General features: G+C 37.1%; 14 protein-coding genes. 6 read left to right on the top strand and 8 right to left on the bottom strand.

Translation table 11 applies throughout. The features are described 5' to 3' along the window. Entirely contained in the window at positions 1-1953 is a 1953-nt protein-coding gene (locus tag BM253_RS08180) for a coiled-coil domain-containing protein (protein ID WP_091522069.1), read from the top strand. A gap of 4 nt (positions 1954-1957) precedes the next feature. Here the strand turns inward: BM253_RS08180 and murI are convergent, their stop codons facing one another. From murI to BM253_RS08140, 8 genes are all read right to left on the bottom strand, one after another. After that, a complete protein-coding gene (gene murI, locus BM253_RS08175; RefSeq protein WP_091522064.1) occupies positions 1958-2737 on the bottom strand; it encodes a glutamate racemase in 780 nt (259 codons plus the stop codon). Between the two features lie 67 nt (positions 2738-2804). After that, positions 2805-3314: an OmpH/Skp family outer membrane protein gene (locus BM253_RS08170; protein ID WP_091522060.1), complete on the bottom strand. Its 510-nt coding sequence runs from the start codon at positions 3312-3314 to the stop codon at positions 2805-2807. Between the two features lie 63 nt (positions 3315-3377). Continuing rightward, on the bottom strand, positions 3378-4502 hold the full coding sequence (locus BM253_RS08165) for an OmpH family outer membrane protein (protein WP_091522057.1): 1125 nt from the start codon (positions 4500-4502) through the stop codon (positions 3378-3380). A gap of 28 nt (positions 4503-4530) precedes the next feature. Next, positions 4531-7314, bottom strand: coding sequence for a BamA/OMP85 family outer membrane protein (locus tag BM253_RS08160; protein WP_091522053.1), 2784 nt, complete (start codon positions 7312-7314; stop codon positions 4531-4533). Positions 7315-7326: 12 nt separating this feature from the next. Beyond that, positions 7327-8067: an isoprenyl transferase gene (locus BM253_RS08155; protein ID WP_091522048.1), complete on the bottom strand. Its 741-nt coding sequence runs from the start codon at positions 8065-8067 to the stop codon at positions 7327-7329. 1 nt (position 8068) lies between these two features. Next, complete coding sequence (gene porG, locus BM253_RS08150) at positions 8069-8761, bottom strand: type IX secretion system protein PorG (protein WP_091522045.1); 693 nt, start codon at positions 8759-8761, stop codon at positions 8069-8071. Positions 8762-8836: 75 nt separating this feature from the next. Then, positions 8837-9721, bottom strand: coding sequence for an NAD kinase (locus BM253_RS08145; RefSeq protein ID WP_091522041.1), 885 nt, complete (start codon positions 9719-9721; stop codon positions 8837-8839). Between the two features lie 6 nt (positions 9722-9727). Continuing rightward, positions 9728-10399, bottom strand: a complete 672-nt coding sequence (locus BM253_RS08140) for a CBS domain-containing protein (RefSeq protein ID WP_091522037.1) — start codon at positions 10397-10399, stop codon at positions 9728-9730. 71 nt (positions 10400-10470) lie between these two features. Here BM253_RS08140 and BM253_RS08135 point away from each other — a divergent pair, with 71 nt between their 5' ends. The 5 genes from BM253_RS08135 (at position 10471) to BM253_RS08115 (ending at position 15285) form a co-directional block, all read left to right on the top strand. Continuing rightward, positions 10471-11184, top strand: coding sequence for a pyridoxine 5'-phosphate synthase (locus tag BM253_RS08135; protein WP_091522033.1), 714 nt, complete (start codon positions 10471-10473; stop codon positions 11182-11184). Further along, on the top strand, positions 11184-11954 hold the full coding sequence (locus BM253_RS08130) for an alpha/beta fold hydrolase (protein WP_091522030.1): 771 nt from the start codon (positions 11184-11186) through the stop codon (positions 11952-11954). Before BM253_RS08135 ends, BM253_RS08130 begins: the two co-directional genes overlap by 1 nt. 131 nt (positions 11955-12085) lie before the next feature. After that, positions 12086-13336 (top strand): OmpP1/FadL family transporter, encoded by a 1251-nt coding sequence (locus tag BM253_RS08125; RefSeq protein WP_091522027.1) that lies wholly within the window; start codon positions 12086-12088, stop codon positions 13334-13336. Between the two features lie 9 nt (positions 13337-13345). Then, positions 13346-14932: an SGNH/GDSL hydrolase family protein gene (locus tag BM253_RS08120; RefSeq protein WP_091522023.1), complete on the top strand. Its 1587-nt coding sequence runs from the start codon at positions 13346-13348 to the stop codon at positions 14930-14932. Positions 14933-14943: 11 nt separating this feature from the next. Continuing rightward, positions 14944-15285 (top strand): phage holin family protein, encoded by a 342-nt coding sequence (locus BM253_RS08115; protein ID WP_091522019.1) that lies wholly within the window; start codon positions 14944-14946, stop codon positions 15283-15285. Positions 15286-15297: the final 12 nt, after the last annotated feature.

The following is a 15297-nucleotide window of genomic DNA, read 5'->3' as shown; positions in this document are numbered from 1 at the left end:
ATGAAAAAAATACTTATATCAATTGGTTGCGCTTTTGCAACGTTAACCGTTAATGCCGCTTCAACTATTTCTATTTCTAAAGAAATCAGTTACAAAAATCCGTTGGTTATTGTGAACGGATATAAAATTCGATTTGTAGATTACGCAAAAATCAAACCCGAACATATAGAAAGCATCATTGAATTGGAACCAGAAGATGCTGTGGAAGTTTTTGGCGAGAACGGTAGAAACGGCGCGATTATTATTAAACTGATTGATAGTTTTAAAGGATTTTCATTAGAAGGAGCAAAGATTGATGAGCGTATCATTGAAAAAGTTGCCTATTATGCCGAACAAGCCAAGTTAAAAGAGCAGGCGCGTTTGGAAGCCGAAGCGAAAGCCAAGAAAGATGCCGAAGAAAAGGAACGTTTGGCTGCGGAAGCAAAATTGAAAAAAGAAGCCTTAGAAGCAGAGCGATTATTAGCTGAAGAACAGGCAAAAATGAATGCAGCCGAAAAAGCAAAAAAAGACGCCGAAGATAAAGCCCGTAAAGAGTTTGAAGAAAATCAGCGTTTAGAGAACGATGCTAAAAATCGTGCCGATGCAGAAGCCAAAACAAAACGTGATGCTGAAGAAAAGGCTCGATTGGATGCTGATGCTAAAGCCAAGAAAGACGCAGAAGAGAAAGCTCGATTAGAAGCAGAAGCCAAAGCTAAAAAAGATGCAGATGAAAAAGCTCGATTAGAAGCGGAAGCCAAAGCAAAAAAAGAAGCAGAAGAGAAAGCTCGATTAGAAGCAGAAGCCAAAGCGAAGAAAGAAGCAGAAGAAAAAGCTCGATTGGAAGCAGAAGCTAAAGCTAAGAAGGATGCTGAAGAAAAAGCTCGATTAGAATCAGAAGCTAAAGCTAAAAAAGATGCAGAGGAAAAGTCTCGATTAGAATCAGAAGCAAAAGCAAAAAAAGACGCAGAAGAGAAAGCTCGATTGGAGGCAGAAGCTAAAGCTAAAAAAGACGCTGAAGAAAAAGCTCGATTAGAAGCAGAAGCCAAAGCAAAAAAAGATGCTGAAGAAAAAGCCCGATTAGAAGCTGATGCCAAAGCGAAGAAAGAAGCTGAAGAAAAAGCTCGATTAGAGGTAGAGGCCAAAGCAAAGAAAGAAGCCGAAGAAAAGGCACGATTGGAAGCGGAGGCGAAAGCGAAGAAAGATGCACAGGAGAAAGCCCGATTGGAAGCGGAAGCTAAAGCCAAGAAAGAAGCCGAAGAAAAAGCACGCTTAGAAGCCGAATCCAAGGCTAAAAAAGAAGCCGAAGAAAAGGATCGATTAGAAGCGGAAGCCAAAGCTAAAAAAGATGCGGAAGAGAAAGTCCGTTTGGAAGCAGAAACGAAAGCGAAGAAAGAAGCAGAAGAAAGAGCTAGATTAGAAGCGGAAGCCAAAGCGAAGAAATTAGCAGAGGAAAAGGAACGATTAGAAGCGGAAGCTAAAGCCAAACGCGATGCAGAAGAAAAAGCTAGATTAGAAGCGGAAGCCAAAGCCAAAAAAGAAGCCGAAGAAAAAGCACGCTTAGAAGCCGAAGCCAAGGGCAAAAAAGACGCTGAAGAAAAAGCTCGTTTAGAGGCAGAAGCCAAAGCGAAGAAATTAGCAGAGGAAAAGGAACGATTAGAAGCGGAAGCTAAAGCCAAACGCGATGCAGAAGAGAAAGTAAGATTAGAAGCCGAAGAAAAGAAAAAGCAGGCTTTAAAAGAACTTGAAGATCAAAAAAACAGTGATCAAGCAAGTGCCGATTTTATCAATAAATTAGAACAGGAATTTAAAAACAGTATCAACAATCCTAAAATTAAAAAAGTATTAATCGAAGGGAAAGAAGTAACCAAAAAAGAAGCTTTAAAACTTAGTGTTTTTGATGTAGAAACATCTATTACAACCTATGACAAGGTAAATGGCGATGGTACAATAGAAATAAAGCTTACAAAGAAGTAAGCTTTTAGAAATCTAATTTTTCTGCAATACCAAAATCGGCGATGAAGCTTTGCAGTATTGCTTCGTCTTTATTGGTATAAAATTTGGCATATCCCGGCTGGTTATCTGTTTTAAGTAAATTAGCTTCGTTTAAAATTTTATAAGTGTGTTTGGCAACGGCATCGCCGGAGTCTATTACGTTTATATGTTCAGGCAAAAATTTATTTAAAATGGGTAACAGATAAGGGTAGTGCGTACAGCCTAAAACCAAATAATCGATATCTTTTTCGATCATAGGATCAATATAAGAACGCAACAACGATTCCAATTCTTTAGAATACAGTTGCCCATCTTCAATTAACTGCACAATTCTAAAACCAATCTGGTTTATAAATTCAATGTTAGGGTATAAAGTTTGTGCCTCTGCGTATTTTTTACTGTTTAAAGTTCCTTGCGTAGCCAAAACACCTACTTTACCAGTTTTTGTATTAGCAGCCGCAGGTTTAATTGCAGGTTCAATTCCAATAATAGGAATGTCGTATGAACTGCGTAATTCAGAAATAGCATTGGTGGTTGCTGTATTACATGCAACAATAATGGCTTTTGCGTTGTGATTTAAAAGCCACTCCACATTCTTTTTTGATAACTGAATGATCTCCTCTTTTGTTTTTTGTCCGTAAGGTGCATTTTTACTGTCGCCTATAAACAGCGTGTTTTCATTTGGAAGTAAATTATGCAAGGAACGCCAAATAGTAGTTCCTCCAATACCCGAATCAAATAAACCAATAGGTTGCGTGTTGTTCATAAAACAAATTTAAAAAAAAACTACCTAAAATTTTAGGTAGTTTTTATGATATTTAAATGGTAAAATCTTAGTTGATTTTTAATTCTTTCTTAACATCTGCCATTAAATCTGGTCCGTCTGCTAAAATTACTCCAGCACCAATTGTAGAATCTAAAACGTATTTATAACCTTTAGCACGAGCTACTTTGTGTATTGCTTGTTGCGCTTTAGTTAAAATAGGTTCAGATAAAGCTAATTCTTTTTTACCCATTTCTTGTTGAGCATTTTGCACGAATAATTGAATACGTTGTTCCATATCCTGCATTTCTTTACCACGAGTTTCGTTTACTGCATCACCTGCTGTAGGAGCTTCTGCCTGATATTTCTTTAATTTTGTATCAAAATCAGTTCTCATGGTTTCCATTTCTTTTTTGTATTTCTCCTGCAATTTCTCTAATTCGGTCTTAGCAGTTTTAGATTCCGGCATTAAAGGTATTAATTCTGAAACATTAATGTGTGCAACTTCTTGTGCTTGTGCTGTTACATTAAAACCAACAACTGCAATTGCTGCTAAAAACAAATTTCTTAATTTTCTCATTTTCGATTTTTAATTTAATTCAACTTATAAAACCTTTGCGAAGGTACTTATTTTTTTTAATAATTATTTATTTTTCTTACGCTCTTCAATCTCCTGTAAACGCTTTTGTCTGTCTTCTTCCATCTTTTTCTTGCGGTCTTCGATCATTTTTTTGCGTTCTTCCAAAGCTTTTGCCTTTTTGTCGGCTGCTTCTTTTCTTCTTTGTTCCTGCTGATCTTTTATTTGTTGTGCACGTTCAGACAAAGGTTTAGAATTGGTAGTTGAAGATTGCTGAGTTCTGCCGTTCGCTGCATTTTCTCTGTTTTTTAGTGCTTCTTCACGCGCTTTTTCTTTTGCTAAACGAACTTCTTCTTGTTTTTTAAGAATTTCGGCTTTACGCCTTTCAATCTCTTTCAGCTTTTCTTCTCTAATACGCTCACGTTCGGCTTTTGCTGCAGCTATTTTTTCTTGCTGTTCGCGTCTGCGTTTGTCTGCTGGAGATTCTTCTGGTGCCGTATTTGTATTCTGAGTAGAAGTTTGCGATTTTGCTAATTCTTCTTTTTCTTCTTCAATTAAACGTTGGCGTTCTTCTAATTCATCGCGTTTGCTACGCTGACGTTCTTTAACTTCAATTTGTCTTTCGGCAATTTCCAGCTGTTGAACTTCTTTTTTAGATAACTTACTTTTATTTCTAGTTTGATCTAATTTCCGAATTACCTGGTCAGAAATTTCGTCGGCTGAATTTACATATAGCAAAGCTGTTTCGCTACTTGTTGATTTATCAATTACAGATGAATAGCGTTTTTTACGGGCGATTTCTTCAACAATGGTAGAAATCTGATCCTGTAAAGGTTTAGCCAGATCTAATTTTTGTTTGAAGTAAGATCCGTCTTTACCGAATTTTTCATGCTGAAAATCTAACAATTCCTTTTCTATAATCTGAATGTCTTCTTCTTTCTCATCAATCAATTGTTGGGTAAGTAAAGGGCGTTCTACATTTAACTGATCTTTTAAATCTTTAATTTCCTTTTTCTTACGCTCTATAACAGATTCCCACTCGGCAGTTCTTTTCTTTAATTCTTTGTTAGCTTCTTCATACTCGGGCATTTTACTCATAATAAAGTCTGAATCGATATAAGCGATACGACCTTTTTGAGCAAATCCAAAATTGCATAAGCAAACAAGTAAAATAGAAACTAATTTTTTCATATAAAATAATTATTCAAAATGTGTGCCATTAAAATTGCTGACCTAACACAAAGTGCGTTTGGAAACCACCAATCTGGTTTGTCCCCGGAACTTTATCAAATCCGTAACCAAAATCAATACCTAATAAACCAAACATTGGCATGTGTACGCGTACACCGGCACCTGCACCTCGTTGTAATTTAAACGGATTGTAGTTCGTAAATCCTTCATACGCAGCACCTGCATCAAAGAATGTTAATACATACGCACTCATTTGTCCTTTTAATGCAATAGGATAACGTAATTCAACAGAGAATTTATTGTACACAGTTCCACCAGTATCTCTATTTTGATTTATAGTTTCATCGTAAGTCCTTGGTGTAAGCGTGTTGTCGGCATATCCGCGCAATGAAACATTTTCTCTTCCGTCCATCGTATTCATCATCATTCCGCTTCCACCTAAATAAAAGCGCTCAAACGGAATAACGCCACGATCGTTGTTGTAAGCTCCTAAAAATCCAAACTGACCTTGTGTACGTAAAACCAATTTGTCAAAAATAGTCGTGTACCAGTCTGCCTTAAAGTTGATTTTATAATATTCTAACCAGTTGAATTTTTTCTGGTTTAACTTATCTTGATCAATTCGTGCATTACGGTAATCGCTCACAGGTCTACCGTTTGCATCTAGGTAAGATCCAATAGGAATATCTGCACCTGTATCTGGATGTTCTTGTACCTGCGTAGTTCTGTACTTATACTCTTCCATATTTTCTAAATTCTTATAATCAACATTGTTGAATAAAGAATATGGTGCGGTAAATTTACCAGATACACTTAAAAAAGCTCCCGATTGCGGATAAATTGCCGGCATGATACCTCCACGGTTGTCACGAGAAAGTTCTACGGTGTAAGCCAAATTTCGTGAAGACCCGTTACTGAAAGCAAACATGTTAGAGAAATAATTGTTTAATTCGTAATACTGGAAACTTAACGAGTGCGATAAGGTAAAGTTATCATCTGGAACCAATAAACGTTTTGCAATACCAAAGGTTGCTGTTGAAATGTTTAATCCTTGGCTACGGTCAATATCTCTTGTTCTAAAATTGTACGATTTCTGACTTGTGTATGATAATGATCCAAATAACGAAATAGGACGGCGACCACCAAACCAAGGCTCAGAAAAACTTAAACTGTACGTTTGAAAATAGGTTGCTGCCTGCAAACGTAACGACATTTTTTGAGCATCTCCCATTGGGAAAGGCGTATAAGCTTCTTTGTTGAAAATATTTCGTGCCGAAAAGTTGTTGAACGATAAAGCCAGTGTACCAATAAATGTACCACCACCGTATCCACCTTGAACTTCAACTTGCGACTGACCATTTTCTACCACTTGGTATTCTAAATCAACAGTTCCATCAACCGGATCCGGGTTTTTAACATCAGGGTTAATTGCCGTAGCATCAAAAATACCCATGCTTCCCAAACGGCGTACAGATTCTACTACATCTGCCTTTCTCCATTTTTGTCCCGGAAGCGTACGCAATTCACGCAAAATAATGTAATCGTGCGTTTTATCGTTACCAGAAACACTAATATTGTTAAAACGTGCAATTGGATTTTCTACAATACGTATGTCAAAATCAATGGTATCCTTACGTGTTGCGGTTTCAACAAGATTAACTTGTGACCATAAGAAACCTGCATTTTGATACTCATTTTCAATATTAATAGCATCAGGATTTGTACGATCCACAACACGTTTTTCTAATAAAGGACCATTGTAGACATCTCCCTTTTTAATTCCTAAAACGCGGTTGCGAAGGTGATGATCCGAATATTCGGAGTTTCCAATAAAACGGATATCTCCGATATAATATTTTTGACCTTCTTCTAAATTGATATTAATGGCTACATTGTTCTTTTTAGGATCATAGGTTGCCTTTTGCTCTATAACACGGGCATCGCGGTATCCTTTTTCTTTATAGGCATCAATAACATTTGCAAGATCGTTTTTGTACTCGTTTTCTATGAATTTAGAAGGAGTAAAAATACGCATAGGGTTTAAAGGACTCTTTTGTTTGGTCTTTTTCATTGCCTTGCGCAATTTTGCATCGGTAAGTTGCGAATTTCCTTCGAAATTAATTTTAGATATACGCACCTTGCTGCCTTTGTCAATATCAATAATTAAATCGGCTGTTTTTTTATCGTCGTGTAACTTTCTTTCAACCGTAACTTTGGTGTTATAAAAACCATCTTTACGGTATTTGTTGGTAAGATAGTTTTTAGTGGTAGAAATTAAGTTGTCGTTGATGATTTTACCTTCGGTAATCTTAATTTTTTTATCTTGTTTACCAGCAGTTGTTTGTGTTGCTGGAACAGCCAGTTGCAAATCTTTTAAGATTTCTTCTTTTTTAGCTTTTTTAATACCGGTAATTTCCACATTTTTTAAACGCGGTAATTCGTTCAAATGTATTTCAAGATTTAAAACATCGCCTACAACAGATGATTCATATACGTTGATTTCACTGAAATAGCCTGTTTTCCATAATTTTTTAATGGCATCGGAAATTTCTTCACCCGGAAGATTTATTACCTGACCTTTTTCTAAACCTGCATAGGTAAAAATAGTCAGTTCGTTAAAATGATAATTTCCTGTTACTTTAATGGTTCCTAAACGGTATCTGCGTGGTGCATTCGGGTCTGTTTCGGGAATCAATGTTTCTTGTGCAGCATCACTGTTACCGGTTTGTTGTGTTACCGGTTGCTCTTGTGCGTTTGCCGCAGCAAAGCTTACTAATAATGGAAAAAGGTATTTTAATTTTTTGCGATGCATTATCCTTAAAAATTACTTATTGATTTGTTCACTTGTTTTACCATATCTGCGTTCGCGGTTCTGATAGGTTTCTAACGCCTGGTGAAGGTGTTCGTTAGAAAAATCGGGCCATAAAACTTCGGTAAAGTACAATTCCGCATAGGCTATCTGCCATAACATAAAATTGCTTATACGCTGTTCGCCGCTTGTTCTTATTAATAAGTCAACGTCTGGTAAATTATGGGTGTAAAGATGCTTATTAATAACCGATTCGTCAATAGCATCTATTGAAATTATATTATTTTTAACTTTGTTACACAGCTCTTTTGTGGCTTCAAGTAGTTCATTCCTAGAGCCGTAGCTTAATGCAAGCGAAAGCGTTAAACGCGTATTGTTTTTGGTTTTTTCTAAAACTTCTGTTAATTCTTTGCGAACTGATGAAGGTAAAAGGTCTAAATTGCCAATTGCGTTTAATTTTATGTTGTTTTCGTGAAGCGATTTTACTTCTTTTCTTAAAGCTTTAACCAATAACTTCATTAACATATCTACTTCGAATTTCGGACGGTTCCAGTTTTCGGTAGAAAATGCGTATAAAGTTAAATAGGGAATTCCCAAACGGGCACATTGTTCAACGGTACGCTTTACTGCTGTTGCACCGTTTTCGTGACCAATAGTTCTTAAAAAACCTTTTTGTTTTGCCCATCTGCCGTTACCATCCATGATAATAGCCAGATGTTGAGGTAGTTTTTCGGGAATAAGTGTAGTTTCTTTCATTTTATCTTGGGGCACAGTAACAAGGGTTTTTACCAAAGGTGTACGAAATGTTTATGCCGGAAAAAACATACCAGTCTTTGGAATTTGTATTGCCAAATGCAACAATGTTGGTTGACGGACTTGCAGGATTGCTTCCGTCTAAATTGTCGGTAAAGGCATAACGTGCACCAACTTCGGCACTAATAACCAGTTTTTTGTTTATTAATGCTTTTAAGCCCAACGTTACCGGTATGGCAAGGGCGTACTCGGTGTCTTTTTCTATTTGTTTTGCGTACTCGTTAAAATACGTTTCTTTGTACGATAAACCGGCAATTCCAGTGTGCACGTAAGGCGTAAAGGCAAACCAGTCGTTGTGCAGGTCAAATTCAAAAAAGTTGAATTCTAAACCCAGCATCAATTCGTTCAAATTATTTTTTGTTGAAAGATCGCGTGCTTGTCTTAAAGGCATATCAGAATCGGCATCTTTGCCCGAAATTGGCATATAGGTGTAGTTTACACGCCATGAATGCCTTGCACTTTTGTTCCAACGGTATTGAAAACCATAACCCATATCGGTAGGATTTATGTATTTGGTAGATCCAATGTCACCAATATAATTAGTTGCGCCAACAGTTACTCCAAGTTCATGAATCTGACTTTGAGCTGTTGTGCAAACACCTAAAATAGTTAATATGGTTAAAAGTTTTCTTTTCATTTTATGACTAATTTGCAAATATACTAATGTAAACGAATATATTTTATAATTATGATGTATTTTGTGAAATACTCTTTAATTTCTTTTGTCTTCTCCCCACAATAATTTACTGCGCAGGGTTCGTAAAAAAGTGACCGACGGAAATTCTACCATGTTTACCGTATGGTTGGCTAATGATATTTCTATTTCGGAATCGTTGCTTATGGCAGCCGTTTCAGAATCTAACGATAATAAAAATTGCGTTTCGCGGCTGCTTACCTTCATTTTAATTTTACTGCGGTCGTTAATAATTAACGGTCGGGTTGTTAAATTATGCGGTGCAATTGGCGTAATCACCAAACAATTACTGTCGGGTGTAATTATAGGCCCGCCACAACTTAAATTGTATCCTGTGCTGCCCGTTGGTGTCGAAATAATGATTCCGTCTGCCCAATAAGTTGCCAGATATTCGTTGTTTATGTAGGCTTCCACGGTAATCATCGATGTAGAGTTTTTACGCGTAACGGTAATTTCGTTCAGCGCAAAATTTACATTGAATTTACTGGTTGCTTCATCAGGGTCGTTCAACTGTAACAAGGTTCTACGCGACAACGTGTATTGGTTTGAAAACAAAAGCGGAATTAAAAATCCAATAGCTTCCTGCTGTACATTCGCCAAAAAACCTAATCTGCCTGCATTTACACCTATAATAGGAATGTTTTTGCTTTTAACGAAATTTGCAGCACGCAACAAGGTACCATCACCGCCAATACTTACAAAAAATTTAGTATCGTCGTCTATATCGGTGTGCGATGAAAATGTATCAAATTCAGAATTCAAAACATTGTTTTCTACCAAAAGCTTGTAAAACTCTTTTTCAAAAATTACTTTAGCGTTGTGTGTTTTCAATGCACGGACTAATTTTTCTATAATTTCTTTATAGTTAGGTTTGTAATTCTGGGCGTAAATGGCAAACTTCATACCTTGTTAAATGTTTAAAAATTTATCTAAATAAGCCGAACGGTCTTTTAATTCGTTTAAATAAGAATCCTGATTGTGTTCTGATATGATCTCATAACCAAAACGACGAAATGTCTGAATTATTTCATTGATGTTTCCTGCCGATGCCTTTATGGTGATTTGTGCTGTTTGGTTTTTCATTTCAGATACAAAAACGCCCAAAAGTTTACAGTTATTAGTTTCTACAATCTGCGCAATTTCGCTGATGCTGTAATCTAAATAATGTTTTTGAACAACCACTGCTAAACCGGCATCTTTCATAAAGGGTGTGCTGTTTAAAAATGGCAGAATGTCTTCTTGAAAATAATATCCTATATATTGGTTGTTTTCGGTTAAAACTGCCAAAATATTACAGTCAAACTGGGCAAATTTCTCTAAAACTTCAAACCAGCTGGCATCTTTCCTTACAAAATAAGGCAGCAAAGCATAGCGGTAATCGCCTACGGTTTTGGTTTCAGATGGTTGAATATCTAATGCAGCAATAGATCCTACATAAATATCCTGCTCCAACACCGGAAAATGACTGTATTCGCTGTCTTCTATAAATTCAACAATATCATTGAATTTCGTAGCAAAAGTAAAAGGCTTTGGTTTGTGTTTAATCAGGTTTTGTATCGATTTCATAACGGTAAAATTCATTGCAAAATAATTAAAATAATCGGTTTTGTACCCAATTTACTTTGTATTTTTGTTGATAAATTAAATATAGAATGACAAAATTATCTGTAAATATCAATAAAATTGCCACATTGCGTAATGCGCGCGGTGGTAATGTTCCCGATTTGTTAAAGGTTGCTGCCGATGTTCAGCGTTTTGGTGCGCAGGGCGTTACAGTGCATCCGCGACCAGATGAGCGACATGTGCGTTATCAGGATGCGCGTGATTTGGTATCTGTGGTGCATACCGAATATAATATTGAAGGAAACCCGATGGATAATTTTATGAATCTGGTGTTGGAATGCAAACCTACACAGGTGACTTTGGTGCCCGATGCTGTTGATGCCATTACATCGAACGCTGGTTGGGATACCGTAAAACATCAGTCTTATTTAAAAGAAGTGATTGCAGAATTCAAGCGTAACGGAATAAGAACTTCTATTTTTGTTGATCCGGTTTTAAGTATGATCGAAGGAGCAAAGGAAACAGGAACCGACCGTATTGAATTATATACCGAAGCTTTTGCACACCAGTACGGTTTAGGAAATTTAAAGGCGATTGAACCTTACACCAAAGCTTCCGAATTAGCAAATGAATTAAATTTAGGAATAAACGCCGGACACGATCTAAGTTTGGATAATATCGAATTTTTCAAACAGAATATTCCCGGTTTGTTAGAAGTTTCTATTGGTCACGCATTAATTTCTGAAGCTATTTATCTGGGATTGGAAAATGTGGTGTGTTTGTATAATCAAAAATTGAGATAATGAACAATTTATTATACGCCAAAATAGAAGGCACGGGAAAGCCATTACTTGTATTACACGGTTTTTTAGGAATGAGCGATAACTGGAAAACCTTGGGAACAAAATATGCCGAAAGCGGTTTTGCTGCGCATTTGTTGGACTTACGCAATCATGGTCGCAGTTTTCATTCCGATACATTCAACTATCAGGTAATGGCAGATGATGTTGTGGCTTACTGTAAAGCAAATAATTTGGATAAGGTAGATGTTATCGGTCATTCAATGGGTGGAAAAGTTGCTATGAATTTGGCGGTAAAATATCCTGAATTGGTCGATAAATTAATTGTTGCGGATATTTCTCCTAAATATTATCCGCCACATCATCAAGATGTAATGGCAGCTTTAAATGCTGTTGATTTTTCAACCAATCCTTCTCGTAACGAAGTTCAGGAAACTATTGAACAACATGTAAAAGAACCTGGAGTGGTACAGTTTTTAATGAAAAATGTGCATCGTGTTACTTCTCAACAATTGGGTTTCCGTTTTAATTTGGATGCTTTTAATAACGATGAAGAAGCAATTGGCGAAGCGTTGAAAGATTCTGATGTTTTTAACGGATCGGTTTTATTTTTGCGTGGCAGTAATTCTAACTACATCACAAAAGCGGATACTGATTTAATAAAAAAGCATTTCCCTAATGCGGTAATTCAAACGGTTTCAAATGCGGGACATTGGTTGCATGCCGACAATCCTGGGGAATTCTTTGATAAATCAATTGATTTTTTAAAATAATATGCGTGCATAATAATTAATTCTTTTTGTATTTAACAAATAATTAATAATTCTGTAATTTTCTTTAAGAGTTTTTAAACTTTTGTAAAATGTGGTATATTTGAAATACTAACATAAATAAAAGTTTAGTTATGAAGAAAATTTTATCTATTTCTTTATTATCGCTCTTGGCTACAAATACATTTGCCGGCGGTTACCGCATTAGTATGCAGGGTCAGCGCCAGTTGGCAATGGGGCATACAGGTGTTGCCGTTATCGGTCAAAATGCCGAAAGTTTGTTCTTTAACCCAGCGAGTGGTACTTTTTTAAAAAACAAATGGAGCTTTTCTGCAGGTGCCACCGCGTTGGTATCTAACGTAAAGTTTCAAAATTCTTTATACAACTGGTCTAATTCCACAACGAACACGGGAACACCATTTTATTTCTATGGAAATTATCAGGCTTCCGATCGTTTTTCTGTCGGTTTGGCTGTTTATACACCGTACGGAAGTTCGGTAGAATGGGATCAAGACTGGCCGGGATCGCATTTGGTAAACAATATCGATTTACAGGCAATTTTTGTACAGCCTACGGTATCGTACAAAATTACCGATAATATTAGTGTTGGTGCCGGGTTGATTTATGTTAACGGAGGAGTAACCTTCAACAGAAATCTTTCAAGAAGTATGGTAGATGAAAACGGAAATCGTTCAGATGTTACCATTGATGCAGCTGGTGTAAGTGCTTGGGGATACAACCTTGGGGTAACAGCTCGTTTAGACGATTATGTTACTTTTGGTGTGAACTATCGTTCGCAAATCGATATGAAGGTAGAAGGGGGCGATGCCAAATTCCATGACATGCCGAGCTTTTTGGGTGGAACATACACGAATGGAAAGTTTGATGCTAGCATGCCGTTACCTGCCGAATTGACTATTGGTTTCTCTTATCAAATTAACGATAAATGGTTGGCGGCTGTAGATTACAACCACACGTTCTGGAAAGCGTATGATAATTTGGTTATAGATTTTGATAACCCTGCAATTGCAACATCGGTAAATCCTCGTAACTATAAAAGCAGTGGAACAATGCGTGGAGGTTTGCAGTTTGCTCCTTCTGAAAAATTCTCTGCCCGTGTAGGTGGTTATTATGATATTTCGCCGGTACAGGATGGATATTTCGCACCAGAAACGCCTCGTAACGATGCTTTGGCAGGAACAGTAGGTTTCACTTATCAGGTTACACCTAAATTCGGAATCGATTTTGCTGCAAGTGCATTACACTTTAAAGAAACTAAAAACTCGTACGATCATTATATAGAAGATGGTACGCATGTTTCTTTTGGTGGCGACTATCGCTCATCGGCATATTCTTTAGGTTTAGGTTTATCGTACAATTTTTAATCGATCATTATGAAAAAATATCAATCTATACTTTTAGCAGCATTTGCATTTAGCTTTGTTGCTTGTGAACCGGAATTTGAAAACGAGGTTACAAACGAATCTTATTCTAAAGGCGAGGCCGACTTTACAACCTACGTTGCTTTGGGAAATTCCCTGACAGCCGGTTATATGGACGGAACGGTGTATCGTTCGGGTCAGCAGTATTCTTTTCCTAATTTGCTGGCAAAACAGTTTGCCGTTGTTGGCGGTGGGTCGTTTACCCAACCGTCGTTCAGTGACGATACCAACGATTTAGGTGGTTTGTTGCTTATGGGACAACAAGCGGCTGCAACACGTTTAATCATTAATATGTCAACAGGTGGTCCGCAAAATTTAACCGGTACACCAACCATAGAAATTAGTAATTTACAGGCTAAAGCTTACAATAATATGGGAGTTCCTGGGGCAAAATCGTTCCATTTGCTGGCTCCGGGTTATGGTAATTTGGCTAATGTAGCAACAGGAAAGGCAAATCCTTATTTTGTGCGTCATGCTACCAGTCCTAATACAACGGTTTTAAGCGACGCTATGAGCATGAACCCTACATTTTTTACAAACTGGATTGGCGCTAACGATGTGTTAGCGTACGCATTATCTGGTGGTGTAGGTGTAAGTCAAGAAGGTAATATGGATCCATCGACTTACGGAAGTAACGATATTACCGATCGTCAGGTATTTGCTTCGGCTTATACTACTATTGTAAATACTTTAACAAGCAATGGCGCAAAAGGCGTGGTAGCTACAATACCGGATGTAACGTCTATACCGCATTTTACAACAGTACCTTACAACCCGTTAACGGCTGAAGCTTTAGGCGGAGAAGCAACGGTTGATCAGTTGAATGCACAGTTATTGGGGCCTTTAAAGCAAATTCTTACCGCTTTAGGGCAGGGTAACCGTATTAATTCATTTTCTAAAACAGAAGGTAATGCGTTATTGGTTAAAGATGAAACATTAACCGATTTATCGCAACAAATTACAGCTGTGGCTTCACAAAACCAACAATTGGCACCAATTGCGGGATTATTAGGTCAGCTATACGGACAGGCACGTCATGCAAGCAGAAACGATTTGTTTGTATTGGGTACTAGTTCGGTAATCGGAACAACATCAACTGCGCCGATTTTTGCAAACGTTCCTTCGCCGTACAAAGAATTATTCAGTAAAATTGGTGTAACATTTCCTTTAGAAGATAAATATGTTTTAGTTCCTGCCGAACAAACAATCATAAAAACAGCAACCAAAGAATTTAACGATATTATCTGGGCTGCAGCTCGTTCTAAAAAACTGGCAGTTGCCGATATGAATGCCATCATGGGCTATTTAACAGGCGGTATTCGTTTAGGTGACGGACAATGGTACACGGCTGATTACTTTAAAGGAACCGGAAATATGAATAAAGTGTTGTTTTCTTTAGACGGTGTGCATCCAAACCCTCGTGGTTACGCATTTGTAGCTAACGAAATAGTTAAAGTAATCAACGAACATTACAAAGCAAAATTGCCAATGTTGGTTCCGGGTAATTATCCGGGTGTAACAATAAAAGCATCAAATTAAAATTATAAGCTATGAGAATTTTAATCAATTTAATTGTAACGGCAGTCATTGTGTACCTGCTGGCAAATTTTTTACCGGGCGTAAGTGTCGATGGTTTCGGATCATCAATAATCGTCGTAATCGTATTGGCATTGCTTAACTTTATAGTAAAACCAATACTGCAGTTAATATCCATTCCGGTAACCATATTAACATTAGGTTTGTTCCTGTTTGTTATCAATGCTTTAATAATAATGTTGTGCAGCTACATTGTTGGCGGCTTTCATGTAGAAGGTTTCTGGCCGGCATTATTATTCAGTTTGGTTTTATCTATTGTACAGTCAATAGTAGGAGGGATAGGCAGCGAAGATTAATTTTACTAATAA

This window comes from Paenimyroides ummariense (assembly GCF_900115115.1).
In the GTDB taxonomy this organism is placed as follows: domain Bacteria; phylum Bacteroidota; class Bacteroidia; order Flavobacteriales; family Flavobacteriaceae; genus Flavobacterium; species Flavobacterium ummariense.
The sequence above is the reverse complement of the archived record's forward strand: the minus strand, read 5'-3'. Positions and strand labels throughout refer to the sequence as shown.